This is a genomic window from Anaeromyxobacter soli (genome assembly GCF_022808855.1).
Lineage (GTDB): Bacteria > Myxococcota > Myxococcia > Myxococcales > Anaeromyxobacteraceae > Anaeromyxobacter > Anaeromyxobacter soli.
The window spans coordinates 1-16149 of the sequence record NZ_JAKZLF010000019.1; the positions used below are offsets into that span (position 1 = coordinate 1).

Below are 16149 nucleotides of genomic sequence, written 5' to 3' on the forward strand. Positions count from 1 at the left end.
GACGGCTGACCGCCGTCGTCGGGGCCCTACCCCCGCTCGGCGGGGCCCGTGAACGGTCGCGCCCGCTTCGCGGGTTCGCGACCGTTCCCCGCCGGGAGGGATTGCATACCAGGCCCCCCCGGGGGGCCGGGGGGCCCCCCCCCGCGCGGGGGGGGGCCCGGGACGGGCGGCGCCCGCTGCGCGGGTTCGCGACCGTTCCCCGCCGGGAGGGATTGCATCCCTCCCCGTCGCTTCGCGACGGGGCCCCTCCCTGCGAGCTGCGCCTGCGCTCGCGCGACCCACAGTGCGCGCCTCGAGCACCGCGTCGTCGGGGACCATCCTGATCTCTGCACCCGGTTTGGGGGCGTTCACCGCGGGCGCACACGTTCGGCCCCCGACCGTCCCTCGACCGCGGCGTCGAAGGATGCTTCCATCGACGATCGTGCTCGAGGAGCTGTGGACCATCACCGCGGCGGTGTTCACGCTCGTGATCGCGCTCGTCGCGAGCGGGCACGCCGTGCTCCACAAGCGCGACGTGCGCGCCGCGCTCGGCTGGGTGGCGTTCATCTGGCTCGCGCCGGTGGTCGGCGGCGCCGCGTACCTCGTGTTCGGCGTGAACCGGATCCGCCGCCGCGCCAAGGAGCTGCGGCTGCCCGAGCGCCGCGCGCGCGCGCCGGGGGACGAGGCCGCGCCCGCGGCGCCGCTCGCGCCGGAGGCGGCGCACCTCGCCGGCCTGCACGCGCTCGGCGACGCGGTCGTGCGCCGGCCGCTCCTCGCCGGCAACTCCGTGGAGCTTTTGCCCGGCGGCGCGGTGGCCTATCCGGCGATGATCGCCGCGATCGAGTCGGCGCGGCGCTCGGTCACCTTCTGCACCTACATCTTCGACCCAGGCGTCGCGGGCGAGGCCTTCGCGGAGGCGCTCGCGCGGGCGCAGGCGCGGGGCGTCACCGTGCGCGTCCTCGTGGACGCCGTCGGGGCGCGCTACCGGTTCCCGCCCGTGCACACCCGCCTGCGCCGGCGCGGCATCCGCACCGAGCTCTTTCTCCCGCGGGTCACCCCCGCCTTCCTGCCCTTCGTGAACCTGCGCAACCACCGCAAGATCCTCGTCGTGGACGGGCGCGTCGGGTTCACCGGCGGGATGAACGTCCGCGACGACTTCCTCCCGCCGCCGGGCGGCGGACCGCCGTTCATGGATCTGCAGGTGAAGGTCGAGGGGCCCGTGGTCGCGCACCTGCAGGGCGCCTTCGCCGAGGACTGGCTCTTCACGACGGGGGAGTCGCTCGAGGGCGACGCGTTCTTCCCGCCCATCCGGCGCGCGGGGGAGGTGGTGGCCCGCGGCGTGGCGGACGGCCCCGACGAGGACTTCGAGGCGATCCGCTGGGTGCTCCTCGGCGCGCTCGCGACGGCGCGGCGGAGCGTGCGGATCGTGACGCCGTACTTCCTGCCCGACCCCGGGCTCATCACCGCGCTCTCGGTGGCGGCCATGCGCGGGGTGGCGGTGGACGTCGTGCTGCCGGAACGGGGAAACCTGCCGCTCGTGCAGTGGGCGCAGACGGCGCAGCTCTGGCAGGTCCTCGACCGCGGCTGCCGGGTGTGGATGACGCCGCCTCCGTTCGATCACACGAAGCTCATGGTGGTGGACTCCGTCTGGACGCTCGTGGGCTCGGCGAACTGGGACCCGCGCAGCCTGCGGCTCAACTTCGAGCTGGCGGTGGAGTGCTACGACCCGAACCTCGCCGCCCGGACCGAGGCGCTCGCCGAGGAGCGCATCGCGCGCGCCCGCGAGGTGACGCTCGCCGACGTGGACGCCCGTACGCTGCCCGTGAAGCTGCGCGACGGCGTGGCCCGGCTCCTCTCGCCTTACCTGTGACCCGACGCCGCTCCCGCGCCGGGAGGTGCCCCGCGGAGGCGGAGCCGGCGACCGGGGAGGGCCCTTATGCTCCGGGCGCATGTCTCGAGCACGCGCCGCCGCGGCGGGCCTGGCGCTCCTCGCCGCCTGCGCCCACGCGCCCGGTCCCGGGGCGCGCTTCGTCTGCCCGGCGCGGGGCGGCCCGCCGTGGAGCGAGCTCACGACGGAGCACTTCGTCGTCTCCTCGGACGTCCGCCGGGGCGAGGCGGTCGAGCTCGCGCGCGAGCTCGAGGAGGTGCACGCGTGGGTCGTGGCGGCGCTCTTCCCCCGCGACGCGCCGAGGCTCGAAGGCCTCGTGCGCGTCGTCGCCTTCCGCACCCCGGAGGAGCTCGACGAGTTCGCGCCGCCCGGCCTGCGCGCGCTCTTCTCGCACAACGGCCTCGGCGAGCCGGTGATCGTCCTGCCCGGCGCGCTCGGCCCCGCGGCGCGGCTCCTCGTCGCCCACGAGCTCACGCACGTCGTGGCGTACCACGCCTACCCGCGCCAGCCGCGCTGGTTCGGAGAGGGGCTCGCCGGGCTCGCCGAGGCGGAGCGGGACGAGACGGGGCGGCCGGTGTTCGGGCCGCTGCCGGCGCACCGCGCGCGCGGGTTCCTCACGCACCCGGTGAGCGTGCCCGAGCTCTTCACCTGGGACGGACGCCCTCACGACGGGCGCTACCACGACACCGCCACCGTCCTCGTGCACTACCTCCTCGCGCGCGAGCCGGAGCGCCTCGCGGAGCTGCGCCGCCGCCTCGCGCGCGCCGAGGAGCCGGCCCGGGCCTGGCGGGAGGTGTTCCCGGCCTGGGATCCCGCCGGCGGCCACCCCGAGGCGCTCGATCCGGCGCTCCTGCAGCACGCGCGGGCGGCGCTCGCGCCCGGGGGCGAGCGCCCCCGCATCGCCGTCCCGGTCGACCCGGTGCGCGCCGCTCCGCGCGCGCGCACCCTCTCGCCCGGCGAGGTGCACGCCACGCGCCTCGCGCTCACGCGGTTCTCCCGCGGCGACGCGCGCGCCGGCGCGGCGGAGCGGGCGGAGATGGAGGAGGCGCTCGCCGAGGATCCCGATCACGTGCTGGGACTTCAAGTAAAGGCCGCGCTCGACGGGCTCGAGCCGCTCCCCCTCGCGCGGCGCGCCGTGGCGAGCCACCCGGAGGACGTGCGAGCCTGGCTCTGGCTCGCCGCGGCGGCGCGCCCCGCGGGCCTCGAGGCGGAGCGGTTCCACGCGCTCGAGCGGGCGGTGGAGGTCGCGCCCAAGAGCGCGATGGCGGCGAACAACCTCGCCTGGAACCTCCTCCTCCGCGGCGACGCGCGCGCGGCGCTGCCGCTCGCCGAGCGGGCGGCGGCGCTCTCTCCCGGCGACCCCATGATCCTCGACACGCGCGCGGGCGTGCTCGAGGCGCTCGGGCGCTGCCCCGAGGCGCTCGAGACCGCGGAGCGCGCGCTCGAGCTCGTGCCCGAGGACGCGTCCGACGTCGCGCGCGCGCCGTGGCTCGAGCGCGCGGAGCGGCTGCGCGGGCGCTGCGGCGCGGCGCCGGTGCCGGTCCAGAATCCCGCGCGCTGAGGCGCGCGTGCGCGGCCGCGCGCAGGAAGCGGGCGTCGCCATCGCGCGCCGGGCCCGCTCCCGCGGTGGTACGCTCGCCTCCGCGAAGGGGGCGCCATGGAACGAACATCCCGGGGGTTCCGCGAAGGGCTGCGGCGGGAGCTCCCCGCCTGGCGCACGGAGGGGCTCGTCAGCGACGAGGCCGCCCGCGCGCTCGCAGCGCGCTACGACCTCGCCCGCGCGGAGCCGGGCGGGCCGAGCTTCCTCGCGGTGTACGTGCTCGGCGCGCTGCTCGTCGGCGCGGGCGTGGTGTCGCTCGTCGCCTGGCACTGGGAGGCGATGAGCGCCGCCGCGAAGCTCGCCACGCTCGGCGTCGCGATGGCTTCCGCGCACGTCGCCGGCTTCTGGCTGTGGAAGAGCGGCCGCTCGGAGCGGCTCGGCCACGCCCTCACGGTGCTCGGCACGCTCGTGTTCGGCGCGAGCATCGGGCTCGTCGCCCAGATCTTCCAGGTCTCCGGCGCCTGGTGGGGCGCCTTCGGCGTTTTCACCGTGGGAGCGCTCGCGGCGGCGCTCCTCTACGATAGCGTCCCGCAGCTCCTCCTCGCCGCGGTGGGCGGGCTGTGGCTCTTCGGGCCCGGGCTCGCCAGCGATCACGGGCTCTTTGGGATCGCGCTCGGCCACGCCGGCGCCGCGGCGGCCGCGGGCCTCGCCTGGCGGGCGCGCTCGCGCGCGCTCCTCGTCGTCGGCGCGGTGGGCGTCGCGCTCACGCTCGCGAGCGCGCTCGACGCGCTCCACGCCGACGCGGCCGTCCTCCCCATGATCGCCGCGCTCGGCGCCGCGCTGGCGGCGGCGGCCCTCGTCGTGCGCGATCCGGCGCGGCTCCCGCTCGGCGCGGCGGCCCGCCTCCTCGGGCGGCTCGCCTTCTATGGCGCGGCCTACCTCCTGTCGTTCCACGAGCTGGCGAGCCACCTGCGGCTCGAGCAGGGCGTGACGCGCGACCTCGCGCTCGGAGTCGTGCCGCTCCTCGCCGCCGCCGGCGCCGGGCTCGCGGCGGGGCTCCGGCGCGACGACGTGGACCCGCTCGCCCGGGGCGAGGCGATGCTGCTCGCCGCAACCGTGCTGGCGGTGGTGGCGGGGCTCTCGCTCGAGGCCGGCCGCGGGGCCACCCTCGTCGCGAACCTGGCCCTCGCGTTCCTCGCCATCGGCCGCATCGTGCGCGGGCTGTCCTGGCTCTCGCGCGGGCCGTTCTGGGAGGGCATGGCGGTGGCGGGCGTGCTCGTGGCGAGCCGCTTCCTCGAGATCGAGACGCGCCTGTGGCTGAAGGGCGCCGCGTTCATCGCCTGCGGCGTCCTGGTCCTCGTGGCCGGCGTCGCGTTCGAGCGGCGCCGCGCCCAGCGCGAGGAGGTGGACCATGCGCTCGCGTAGCCCCCTGCGGCTCGCCGCCGTCCTCGCCCTGCAGGTCGCCATCCTGGCGGCGATCCCCCTCCGCCAGGTGCGCGCGCGCCTCGACGGCACGGTGGTGACGCTCGAGACCGTGCCGTTCGATCCCTTCGACGTCCTCTCCGGCTACTACGCCACCCTCCGTTACGCCGCGGAGTCGCCCCCCGGGCTCGTCGAGGCGAAGCTCGCCCCGGGTGACACGGCCTTCGTCGTGGTGGAGCACGCCGTGCCCGCCTGGCGCGCCGTGGGCGTCGCGCGCGAGCCGCCGCCCGCGAGCGCGAGCGGGCGCGTGGCGCTCCGCGCGGTGATGACGCGGCGCGGGCTCGAGATCGTCTCGGCGGGGCGCTTCTACGTCCCGGAGAGCCGCCGCGCCGCGGTGGACGAGGCCCTGCGCGCGCGCCGGGGGAAGGCCCTCGTCGACCTGCGGGTGGACGGGGCGGGGAACGTCGCGCTCCTCAGGCTGCGCGACGGCGAGCGCGTGCTCGCCGAGTGAGCCGCAGCGAGGACGTTCAGCCGTGCGCCGCCCCGGCCCCGCGGTGGGCGCGGCCGGTGAGCGTCCGCGTAGCGGTGGGCTCCGCGGGGATCGCGAGCCGCGCCACCGTCCCGCCCCCCTCGCGCTCCTCGAGCGCGAGCGTCCCGCCGTGCGCGTCCGCGACCTTCTTCGCAAGCGCGAGCCCGAGGCCGGTGCCCTTCTCCTTCGTCGTGAAGAACGGCCGGAACAGGCTCGCCCGCGCGTCCGGGGCGAGCCCCGGCCCGCGATCGCGGATCTCGATCGTCGCCTCGCCGTCGGCGGCGCGGGCCACGAGCTCCACCTCGCTCGCAGCCGGCGCGGCCTCCACGGCGTTTCGCACGAGGTTCACCGCCGCGCGCCGGAGCTGCTCGCGGTCGGCCTTCGCCTCGCCCTCGCCGTCGAACGAGACCGACACCTGGCGCTGCGCCGCGAGCGGGGCGGCGAGGTCCGCCACCTCGGCCACGAGGAGGCGCAGGTCCACCGGCTCGCGCAGGGGCGGCCTGGCGCGCGCGTAGTCGAGGAACTCCTCGACCACCTTGGAGAGCGCGGCGAGCTCGCTCTGGATGCGCGAGACGTGCGGCGCCTGCGGGCCGCCCTGGAGCTCCTCGGCGAGGAGCCCGGCGAAGAGGTCGAGCGCGCCGAGCGGGTTCCGCACCTCGTGGGCGATCCCGGCGAGCAGGGTCTCGCGCTCCTCGTCGCGCGCGCGGAGCGCCCGCCGCATCTCCTCGAGCGTGTCGCGCAGCGTGCCGATCTCGTCGTGCCGCTCCCGTCGCCACAGCGGGGTCTCGAGGTCGCCGCGCGCGATGCGGCGGGCCGCCTCGGTGAGGCGCGTGAGCGGGCGGGTGACCGAGAGCGACGCGAGCGCGGCGACGAGCGCGCCGAGCACCGCGCCGGCGATGGCCACCGTGCCGAGGAGCCGGCGGAAGCGGCGCAGCGTCACGAAGGATGCGGCGTTGCCGTCCGCGCCCACCACCGCGAGGACGTTGCCCGCCTCGTCGGCGAGCGGGGCGTAGCCGGTCTTGTAGAGCCGCCCATCCGAGCCCTCGAACAGGATCTGGCTCGCCATCGCCCGCCCGGCGGCGGCCTCGGCGATCTCGAAGCGATCGCGCTCGAGCGCGGGGACGGGCTCGCCGATGGGGATCCGCCCCTCCGAGTCCACGAGCGCGGTCCGGTCCGGGCGAACCACGAACAGGCGCGTCCCGGTGGCGCGCGCCACGGGGAGGAGGCGCGCGCGGATGTGGCCGTACGTCCGGGTCGACTCCTGGCCGGCCTCGAGCCGGGCGACGCGGTCGGCGGGGAGCGCGGCGGCGGCGGCGCGGGCGGCCACCACGAGGCGCGCGGAGAGCTCGTCGTCGAGCGCGCGGCGGGCGAGCCGGTCGGCGACGAGCGCCATCACCGCGAGGGAGAGGAGCGCGGGCAGGAGCGCGGCGAGGGCGAAGCGGAGGCGCACGGGGGCGATGCTACCCCGGCACGGGCGCGGCGGACGACCGCCCCGCCACGCCGCCCTCGGCGGGAAGCGCGCCGCTCTGCTCGAGGAGGAAGTCGCGCACCATCGGGAACACCACCTCCGGCGCGTTCCGTCCGAGGAGCACGTCGCCGTGGCCGTAGTCCCGGCCGCAGCTCCAGTAGCGCTTCGGCCCGGCCCAGCGCCGGAAGGCGGCCTCGACCACGGCGGGCGGCGCGAGGCCGTCCTTCTCGGCGGAGACGAAGAGCGCGGGCTGGCGAGCGCTCGCGAGCAGCGCGCGGTAGTCGCGACTGCCGTCCATGGAGCGGAACGAGTCCTCCCGCACGAAGGCGGCGAACTGGGCGAGCACGCCGGGCTGCAGGTTCTCGATCGCGTTCGCGAGCATGCGCCGGTAGACGGGCCGCTCGACGTTCCGCATGTTGATGGCGAGATCTGCCGCGGCGGGGTGCCAGTAGCCGGAGAACGGCGCGAGCAGCCGCGAGCCGAGCCGCAGGAACCCGCCGAGCGGCAGGTGGCGGAGCTTCACCACCGCGCGGAGCCGCTCCTGGACGTCGAAGTGGGCGGGCGCGGCGAGCGCCACGAGCGCGGCGACCCGCTCCGGGTAGAGCGCGCAGGCGGCCATCCCGAGGAGCGCGCCCTGGCTGTGGCCGACGAACAGGACCTGCGCCTCGCCGGTGGCGTCGCGGATCGCGTCCAGGGCGGCGGGCACGTCCTCGCGCAGGTAGGTGTCGAGGTCCCAGCGCCGGGTCGGCCCCCGGCGCGAGCCGCCGTGGCCGCGGAGGTCGAGGGCGAAGCAGTCGAAGCCGGCGCGGGAGAGGAACGCGGAGAGCGAGTAGCGCTCCACGCCGAAGTCGAGCGCCTGCCGGTTCATGGCGATGCCGTGGACGAGCAGCACCGGCGGGCGCCGCGCCGGGCCGCGCGGGCGGCGCCGGCCGAGCGCGAGCGTCCAGCCGTCGCCGGTGCGCGCGGGGACGACCTCGTCCTCGCCCGTCGGTGCGGCGAGACGCCACTGCCAGAACGCGTAGTGGAGGGCGGTGAGGACCGCGAGCGCGGCGACGGCGAGCAGCGCGAGGAGAGGGCCGGACATCGGGCGCGGATTGTAGCCGGGAGCGCGGCGGGGCGTGGCCTGACGGTTGCAGCCCAGGCTCCCGTGGCCCTCGCTCGAACGGTCGAAGCTCTGCACTCGGCCGTCTCTGCGTGGGACGCGCGAGGAAGCGAAGCCGGTGAGAAGATTGCTGTCTGGTTCTCGTGCAGCAGCCTGCTCGAATTCCAGGCAGCACGCCCGCAGGGTGAGCAGGCGGGAGCCGTTCCGTCGGGCGCGTTGACCGGCGGCCAGGGCCGGGCGTAGCGTGGAAAAACAGACACTTACCCACAGGGGTGCGCCGTGAAGAAGGTCGAGGCGATCATCAAGCCGTTCAAGCTGGACGAGGTGAAGCAGGCTCTTTCCGAGGTGGGCGTCGCCGGCCTGACCGCCACCGAGGTGAAGGGCTTCGGCCGCCAGAAGGGGCACACGGAGCTGTACCGCGGCGCCGAGTACGTCGTGGACTTCCTGCCGAAGGTGAAGGTCGAGGTCGTCGTCTCCGACCAGCTCGTCGGCCGCGTCGTCGAGGTCATCGAGCGCGCCGCCAAGACCGGCCGCATCGGCGACGGCAAGATCTTCGTGCTGCCCGTGGAAGAGGTCATCCGCATCCGCACCGGCGAGCGCGGCGACGAGGCGCTGTAGGCGGGAGCTTGTCCCGGAACGGCAAGGCTCCCCCGCTGCCGGCGGCGCTCGCCCGCGCCGCGGTGGACTCGATCGCCGACGCGGTGGTGATCGTGGGCGCCGACGGCGGGGTGGTGCACCTCAACCCCGCCGCGGAGGAGCTCTTCGGCCGCAGCCGCGAGCGCGCCGTCGACCTGCCGGTGCGCGCGCTCCCCGGCGGCGCGCAACTCGCGATCCTCTCCGAGCGCGTGCGCATCTCGCAGGAGAGCCAGTCGATCGACTACCCGAGCCCGCAGGACCCGGGCATCGCGGTGTCGGTCGAGGCGGGCCCGCTCCTCGACGGCCCCGCCTGCGTGGGGACGGTGATCGTGCTGCGCGTGCCGCGCGCCTCCGAGCGCGCGCTCGACTTCGAGGCGCTCGCCGCCGGCCTCGCGCACGAGATCCGCAACCCCCTCGCCGGCCTGCAGGGCTCGGCCGAGCTCCTCGCCCGCGAGGCGGAGGGCCCGGCGCGCGAGTACGCGGCGGTGATCGCGCGGGAGGCGAAGCGCGTCGACGGGCTCGTGCGCGAGCTGCTCGACCTCGCCCGCCCGGCGGCGCTGCAGACCGGGCCGGTCGACCTCCACGACGTGGTGGGGGACGTCCTCGTGCTCGCTCGCGGCATCCCGGGCGCCGAGAAGGTCACGTTCGTCGAGCGCTACGACCCGTCGCTGCCCAAGCTGCACGGCGACGCCGAGAAGCTCACGCAGGTGATGCTGAACCTCGTCCGCAACGCGCTCGACGCGGTGGCCGGCCGGGCGGGCGCCCAGGTGGTGCTCGAGACCGCGGCCTCCTCGCTCCGGCTGCGCGCCGCGAGCGGGCGCACCCGGCCGCTCGCGCGCATCTCCGTCCAGGACAACGGCCCGGGCATCGCCGAGGCGATGCTACCCCGGCTCTTCACGCCGTTCGCCACCTCGAAGCCGCACGGCACCGGGCTCGGCCTCGCCGTGTCGCGCCGCATCGTCGAGGCGCACGGCGGCCGCATCGAGGTGAAGAACCGCGCCGCCGGAGGCGCCGAGGCGAACGTCTACGTGCCGCTCGACGTCTGAGGGCGCGCGAGGGGGCGGCGGCCGCCCGGCGCGTGGCGCGCTGGCCCCGTCCTTGCTTAAGCCAGGCGGCAGATCCTGACCGGAGGCGTGGTGCGCAAGGTCCTCATCGTCGACGACGAACCCTCCGTGAGGTTCGTGCTCGCGCGCACGTGCGAGCGCGCGGGCGTGCCGTTCGAGGAGGCGGGCAGCGCCGAGGAGGCCCGCGACAAGCTCCGCGCGCTCGGCGGCGGCCGCAACGGCGTCGGCCTCGTGCTCCTCGACGTGCGGCTGCCCGGGGACGATGGGTTCAAGCTGCTCGGCGAGATCGGCGGGCGCTCCGACTCCCCTTTCATCGTGGTGATGACCGCCGAGGACACGATGCGCTCGGCGGTCGAGGCCATGAAGCGCGGCGCCGCGGACTACCTCGGCAAGCCCTTCGACCTCGCCCGCGTCGAGAAGCTCGTGCGCGACCTCGCGGCGGCCGAGCCGGAGGGCGCGAACGGCCACGAGGTGGCCGAGCCCGGCGGGCTCGAGCGCCACCTCGACGCGAACGCGGAGCCGCGCCGCTACAGCGAGATCGCGCTGCCGGAGACCCTCATCGGCCGCTCGGCGGCGATGATCGAGGTCTACAAGGAGATCGGGCGCGTCGCGCGCACCGAGATGACCGTCCTGCTCATGGGCGAGTCGGGCACCGGCAAGGAGCTCGTCGCCCGCGCCGTCCACGCGAACTCGACCCGCTCGCGCGGGCCCTTCATCACGGTCAACATGGCCGCGATCCCGAAGGACCTCATCGAGAGCGAGCTGTACGGCCACGAGAAGGGCTCCTTCACGGGCGCGGTGGAGCGTCGGCCCGGCAAGTTCGAGCTCGCGAGCGGCGGCACGCTCTTCCTCGACGAGATCGGCGAGATGCCGATCGAGCTGCAGGCGAAGCTCCTGCGCGTGCTGCAGGAGCGCGAGGTGGATCGCGTCGGCGGCACCCGCCCCCTCGCGGTGGACGTGCGGATCGTCGCCGCCACGAACGCCGATCTCGCGCGCTCCGTCGAGGAGGGCCGCTTCCGGCGCGACCTCTACTACCGGCTCGCGGTGGTGCCGATCCGGCTCCCGCCGCTCCGCGAGCGCGAGGGCGACGTCATCCTCCTCGCCCGCCACTTCGTCGCGAAGTACGGCGAGCAGCTGAAGGGGCGCCCGGTGGCGCTGGGGCGCGACGCGGAGCCGCTCCTCGCGGGCCACCCCTGGCCTGGCAACGTGCGCGAGCTGCAGAACGTCGTCCAGCGCGCGCTCCTCAAGCTCGCCGGTCCGCGCCTCGGCGCGAAGGACCTCGCCGGCCTCTTGCCCGCCGCGGCGGGCCAGGAGCGCGGCCTGAACGGCCTCGTGGAGACGATCCTCGACGCGCCCGCGCCGGAGGGCGGCCGCTACCACGCCGCCCTCGCCACGCTCGAGGCGCCGCTCCTCGCCGCCGCACTGGCGCGCACGAACGGCAACCAGCTCCGCGCCGCGGAGCTCCTCGGCATGAACCGGAACACCCTGCGCGAGCGCATGCGCGCGCTGGGGATGAAGGCGAAGTAGCCGTCCGCCCGCCTGCCCGGACTCGCCGAGGGCGGCCCCGGGGAAGGCGCCCGCCCGCCGGGCCCTCGTGGAACGGCGCCCGGGAACGGGGCAGACTGCGGCCCGCTGCCCGAGATCCGGGCAGCACGCTGCCCAGCGGGCACGCAGGAGGAGGCGGGCCCCGCCTGGATCAGGGCTGCCTTCGCGATCCGGGGCGTGGCATGCAGCGTGCTATCCCCCCGCCCGTTCCCCCCACCGACTCACGGAGAGAAGACCCGATGCCGAAGATGACGCCGAAGCAGGCCCTCGACCTCGCGAAGGAGAGAAAGGCCACCTACGTCGACCTGAAGTTCATGGACTTCGTCGGCATCTGGCAGCACTTCTCGATCCCGCTCTACGAGCTGTCCGAGGAGGTCTTCGAGGCCGGCCTCGGGTTCGACGGCTCCTCGATCCGCGGCTGGCAGGCGATCCACGCCTCCGACATGCTCGTCATGCCGGACGCCGAGACCGCGGTGATCGACCCGTTCATGGCGGAGCCCACGCTCTCGCTCATCTGCAACGTGGTCGACCCGATCACGAAGGAGCCTTACTCCCGCGACCCGCGCAACATCGCCATCAAGGCCGAGAAGTACCTGAGGTCCACCGGCATCGGCGACACCGCGTTCTTCGGCCCGGAGCCGGAGTTCTTCATCTTCGACGAGGTCCGCTACGACCACGGCGTGAACCACGCCTTCTACAAGGTCGACTCGGGCGAGGGGCAGTGGAACACGGGCCGTGAAGAGGCCGGCGGCAACCTCGGCTACAAGCCCCGCTACAAGGAGGGCTACTTCCCGGTCGCCCCGACCGACTCGCAGCAGGACCTCCGCACCGAGATGTGCCGGGTGATGGAGTCCGTCGGCATCCACGTGGAGCGCCAGCACCACGAGGTCGCCACGGCCGGCCAGGCGGAGATCGACATCCGCTTCGAGTCGCTCGTGAAGTGCGCCGACAACCTCCAGTGGTTCAAGTACATCATCAAGAACGTCGCCCGCCGTCACGGCAAGACCGTGACGTTCATGCCGAAGCCGCTCTACGGCGACAACGGCTCGGGCATGCACGTGCACCAGTCGATCTGGAAGAGCGGCAAGCCGCTCTTCGCGGGCGACGGCTACGCGGGCCTCTCGGATCTCGCCATGTGGTACATCGGCGGCATCCTGAAGCACGGCCCGGCGCTCGCCGCGCTCTGCAACCCCGGCACGAACTCCTACAAGCGGCTCGTCCCGGGCTTCGAGGCGCCGGTGAACCTCGCCTACTCGGCGCGCAACCGCTCCGCCTCGATCCGCATCCCGATGTACTCGCCCTCGCCCAAGGCGAAGCGCATCGAGTTCCGCTCGCCCGACCCGTCCTCGAACGGCTACCTCGCGTTCGCGGCCATGCTCATGGCCGGCCTCGACGGCATCGAGAACAAGATCAACCCCGGCCAGCCCCTCGACAAGGACATCTACGGCATGTCGCCGGAGGAGCTGAAGGACATCCCGAAGATGCCGGGCTCGCTCGACGAGGCGCTCGAGTGCCTCCGCCGCGATCACAAGTTCCTGCTCAAGGGCGACGTCTTCACCGAGGACGTGATCGAGACCTGGATCCAGTACAAGTACGACAAGGAAGTGAACCCCGTCCGGATGCGCCCCTCGCCGATGGAGTTCGCCCTCTACTTCGACATCTGATGCGCGCGCTGCGCGCGCGCGTCAGATGTCTCAGACTTCGACGGTGTCTACGTAGGGGGGCGTTGCCCCCCTACACCCCCCGGCAAGTCACGGCCGCCCGCGAGGGCGGCCGTTCTCTTTTGCGGGCCGCACGCGGGGTGACGGTGTGGCCTCCCTCTGCTACACCTCGCGCCTTGGCCTCCCTCCGGAACAGGCTCTCCCACGCGCTCGGCGGCCTCCCGGCGACGTTCTGGATGCTCTTCACCGGCATGCTCGTGAACCGGCTCGCGAGCTTCGTCGGGATCTTCCTGGCGCTGTACCTCGTGCGCGAGCGCGGCCTCTCCCCGAGCGCGGCGGGGCGGATCGTCTCGCTCTTCGGCGTGGGCGTGCTCGTCGCCGGCCCCCTCGGCGGAACGCTCGCGGACGCGATCGGCCGGCGCGCGACCATGCTCCTCTCGCTGGGCCTCGGGGCGCTCGCGGTGGGCTCGATCGGCTTCTTGCGCGCGCCCTGGCTCCTCGGGCTGTTCGCGTTCCTCGCGGCGGCCACGAGCGAGCTCTACCGGCCGGCGATGAACGCGGCGATCGCCGACCTCGTGCCGCCCGAGGACCGCACCCGTGCGTACGGGCTCGTCTACTGGGCGGTGAACCTCGGCTGGAGCATCAGCCTCGCCTTCGCCGGCCTCGTCGCCGAGCGGAGCTTCCTCCTGCTCTTCCTCGCCGACGCCACGACCTGCCTCGCCTTCGCCGCCCTCGTCTTCCTGCGCGTCCCGGAGACCCGGCCGGCGGGGGCGCAGGCGCACTCGCCGCTCGCGGGCCTCTCCATCGCGTTCCGCGACGGGCAGCTCGTCACGTTCCTCTTGCTCCACCTGCTCGGCCTCGTGGTGTTCCTCCAGTTCCAGCTCGCCGCGCCGCTCGACATGGCGGCCCACGGGATCGGCCCGAAGGGCTTCTCCCTGCTCATGGCGATGAACGGGTTCGGGGTGGTGCTGCTCCAGCCGCTCCTCGGGCCCGCGCTCCAGCGGCGGGACGGCGCCAACCTCCTCGCCCTCTCCGCGCTCCTCTTCGGCCTCGGCTTCGGGGTGAACGCCGCGGTCGGTACGGCCCTCGGCCAGGTGGTGGGTCCACTCCTCGTGTATGGTTCCGGCGTCCTCTTCTGGACGGTGGGCGAGGTGGTGGGGTTCCCGACCGCGAACGCGCTCGTCGCGAACCTCGCGCCCGCCGCGCTGCGTGGTCGCTACCAGGGCGCGTTCTCGATGGCGTGGGGCGTCGCCTTCACGCTCTCGCCGCTCGTCGGCGGCGAGGTGCTGACGCGCTTCGGCGCGCGGGCGCTCTGGCTCCTGTGCCTCGCGCTCGGGTCGCTCGTGGCGGCCCTGCACCTCGCCGCGGCGGGCCCGCGCCGCCGCCGCCTCGCCGCCCTCCGGGCGCACGCACCGCCGCCCGGCTGAGTGGCTGCTGTCGCCCGTGCTCCCCCTCCACCGGGGAGGCGACATCGGCCGACCGTCCGCAGCATGGGGATCGGAGGAGGCCGGCATGGGCGCGCGACGGACCGGGATCGACGGGCTGTTCGAGGAGCTCGAGCGCGTACGCGGGAGCGCGGTGAAGCGGTGCGCTCCGTACGTCCGGGCGCTCGAGCTGTTGCCCGAGGCGCTCGCCGGTCCTGCGGCCCGGTTCCTGGCCGCCGCCTGGGAGCGGCGCACGTTCCACGTCTACTGGGAGCGGCCGCTCCTGCTCCTCGCCGCGCTACGCCACGATGCGATGAAGGAGGGCGAGGGCCACCCCCTGTTCACCGCCTTCGCCGCGCCCGCGCCGCGCGCCGCCGCGGTCACCATCGACGCGCTGCGCGCCGCCCTCGACGGCACGCGCGAGCGGCTGTTCGACACCCTCGCGGAGCGGAGCCTCCAGACGAACGACACCTCGCGGGCGGTCGCGTGGCTGTGGCCCGCGGCGCTCGCGGGGCTCTCGAACGGCGCGCGCCCCTTGGCGCTCGTGGACGTCGGCGCGAGCGCGGGCCTGAACCTCGTCGCCGACGCGCTGCCCGCGATCTGGACGGACGAGGCGGGCGCTCCGCTCGAGGTCGCGAAGGGGGTCGCCGCGGTGACGCGCCTCGGGCTCGATCCCGCGCCGCTCGACGCGACGAGGCCGGAGGACGCGGAGTGGATCCGCGCGTGCATCTGGCCCACCGACGCCGAGCGGCTCGCCCGGCTCGAGCTGGCGCTCGGGGCCTACCGGCTCGCGCTCCGACGCCCGGACGCGCCCGTGCTCGCCCCAGTGGCGGCCACGGCGGTGCCGGCGCGGCTCGACGTCCTCTCCGCCGCCGAGCGCGGCGCGCTCGTGCTCGCCTACCAGACGGTGATGCGCGACTACCTTCCGCCGCAGGAGCGCGCCGAGTACGCGGCGGGGATGCGGGCCTGGCTCTCGGCCCAGCCGCCCGGCCAGGCCCTGTGGGTGGAGCTCGAGGCGGCCGGGCCGGAGGCCGGCCCCGAGGAGCCGGCCGCGATCATCGCGCACGTCCGGTCCCCGGCCGGCGCCGTGAAAGACCTCGTCCTCGCCGGCTGCGGCTTCCACCCGACCCGCATCGCGCGGCGCACCGGGGCGGTCGCCGAGCTCGCGGCACTCCTCGCGCGCGAGCCCGCCGCCGCGCACCCTTGACCGGGCGCGCAGAGCTCCTCCTCGCCGCCGCCCTCCTCGCGACCGCGGAGCCTGCCGCCGGCGCGGAGTGGGGCGTGCAGCTCCTCGTCGGCGGGCCGCTGAACCTGCGGACGCCGCTCACGATCCGTCAGCGCGGCGAGCCCGATCTGCACCTGCGCGCCCGCTGGGCGACGCGGCCGTTCGAGAACCCGATCTATTACGGCATCGGCGGCTTCCGCCGCGAGGGCGGGCGCGAGATCTCGCTCGAGTTCCTGCACCACAAGATCTACCTGCAGAACCCGCCGCCCGAGGTGCAGGACTTCTCCGTCTCCCACGGCTTCAACCTGCTCGTCGGGTCCTACGGGATCGAGGTCGCTCGTGGCGTCTGGACGCGCCTCGGCGGCGGCCTCGTCCTCGCGCACCCGGAGAGCACCGTCCGCGGGCAGGCGCTCGACGAGGGGCGAGGTCTCTTCGGCCTCGGGTTGCACCTCGCCGGGCCGGCGCTGGCCGCCGGGATCGAGGGGCGGCTGCCGCTCGGCACCGATCGGCTCCGGCTCACGGTCGGCGGACGCGTCGTCGGCGCCTACGTCGGCGTCCCGATCGCGAACGGGAGCGCGCGCGTCCCGAACGTCGCCTTCCACGCCACCGCGGGCGTGGACGGGGTGCTCGCGCGATGAGCGCGCCGGAGGCGGCGCCGTCGCGCCG

The 16149-nt window shown here is 75.2% G+C and carries 13 protein-coding genes; 11 read left to right on the forward strand and 2 right to left on the reverse strand.

What is annotated here, in order from left to right:
- Window positions 1-403: 403 nt before the first annotated feature.
- From MLV88_RS13915 to MLV88_RS13930, 4 genes are all read left to right on the forward strand, one after another.
- Window positions 404-1849 (forward strand): phospholipase D-like domain-containing protein, encoded by a 1446-nt coding sequence (locus tag MLV88_RS13915; RefSeq protein WP_242360350.1) that lies wholly within the window; start codon window positions 404-406, stop codon window positions 1847-1849.
- A gap of 79 nt (window positions 1850-1928) precedes the next feature.
- Window positions 1929-3428, forward strand: a complete 1500-nt coding sequence (locus MLV88_RS13920; protein ID WP_242360351.1) for a hypothetical protein — start codon at window positions 1929-1931, stop codon at window positions 3426-3428.
- A 96-nt stretch (window positions 3429-3524) separates the two neighbouring features.
- On the forward strand, window positions 3525-4832 hold the full coding sequence (locus tag MLV88_RS13925; RefSeq protein WP_243337719.1) for a DUF2157 domain-containing protein: 1308 nt from the start codon (window positions 3525-3527) through the stop codon (window positions 4830-4832).
- Window positions 4819-5340: a GDYXXLXY domain-containing protein gene (locus MLV88_RS13930; RefSeq protein ID WP_242335485.1), complete on the forward strand. Its 522-nt coding sequence runs from the start codon at window positions 4819-4821 to the stop codon at window positions 5338-5340. The genes MLV88_RS13925 and MLV88_RS13930 overlap by 14 nt, the downstream gene beginning before the upstream one ends.
- 16 nt (window positions 5341-5356) lie before the next feature.
- Here MLV88_RS13930 and MLV88_RS13935 read toward each other — a convergent pair whose 3' ends face one another.
- Together MLV88_RS13935 and MLV88_RS13940 are read right to left on the reverse strand one after the other, a co-directional pair.
- Complete coding sequence (locus MLV88_RS13935; protein WP_242354696.1) at window positions 5357-6808, reverse strand: sensor histidine kinase; 1452 nt, start codon at window positions 6806-6808, stop codon at window positions 5357-5359.
- A gap of 10 nt (window positions 6809-6818) precedes the next feature.
- Window positions 6819-7910, reverse strand: a complete 1092-nt coding sequence (locus tag MLV88_RS13940; RefSeq protein ID WP_243337720.1) for an alpha/beta fold hydrolase — start codon at window positions 7908-7910, stop codon at window positions 6819-6821.
- 297 nt (window positions 7911-8207) lie between these two features.
- On the opposite strand from MLV88_RS13940, the gene MLV88_RS13945 reads away from it, so the two are divergent.
- The 7 genes from MLV88_RS13945 to MLV88_RS13975 all read left to right on the forward strand — a co-directional run bounded on the left by MLV88_RS13945 (window position 8208) and on the right by MLV88_RS13975 (window position 16121).
- Entirely contained in the window at window positions 8208-8546 is a 339-nt protein-coding gene (locus tag MLV88_RS13945) for a P-II family nitrogen regulator (protein WP_012099225.1), read from the forward strand.
- 8 nt (window positions 8547-8554) lie between these two features.
- Window positions 8555-9610 (forward strand): two-component system sensor histidine kinase NtrB, encoded by a 1056-nt coding sequence (locus tag MLV88_RS13950; RefSeq protein WP_242335494.1) that lies wholly within the window; start codon window positions 8555-8557, stop codon window positions 9608-9610.
- A gap of 90 nt (window positions 9611-9700) precedes the next feature.
- Window positions 9701-11155: a sigma-54-dependent transcriptional regulator gene (locus MLV88_RS13955; RefSeq protein ID WP_242360354.1), complete on the forward strand. Its 1455-nt coding sequence runs from the start codon at window positions 9701-9703 to the stop codon at window positions 11153-11155.
- Between the two features lie 257 nt (window positions 11156-11412).
- On the forward strand, window positions 11413-12837 hold the full coding sequence (gene glnA / locus MLV88_RS13960; RefSeq protein ID WP_242335500.1) for a type I glutamate--ammonia ligase: 1425 nt from the start codon (window positions 11413-11415) through the stop codon (window positions 12835-12837).
- A gap of 173 nt (window positions 12838-13010) precedes the next feature.
- The gene (locus MLV88_RS13965; RefSeq protein WP_242335503.1) at window positions 13011-14261 is read left to right on the forward strand and encodes an MFS transporter; all 1251 of its coding nucleotides are present in this window, start codon (window positions 13011-13013) and stop codon (window positions 14259-14261) included.
- A gap of 85 nt (window positions 14262-14346) precedes the next feature.
- The gene (locus MLV88_RS13970; protein ID WP_243337723.1) at window positions 14347-15465 is read left to right on the forward strand and encodes a DUF2332 family protein; all 1119 of its coding nucleotides are present in this window, start codon (window positions 14347-14349) and stop codon (window positions 15463-15465) included.
- A complete protein-coding gene (locus tag MLV88_RS13975; protein WP_242335508.1) occupies window positions 15462-16121 on the forward strand; it encodes a hypothetical protein in 660 nt (219 codons plus the stop codon). Before MLV88_RS13970 ends, MLV88_RS13975 begins: the two co-directional genes overlap by 4 nt.
- Window positions 16122-16149: the final 28 nt, after the last annotated feature.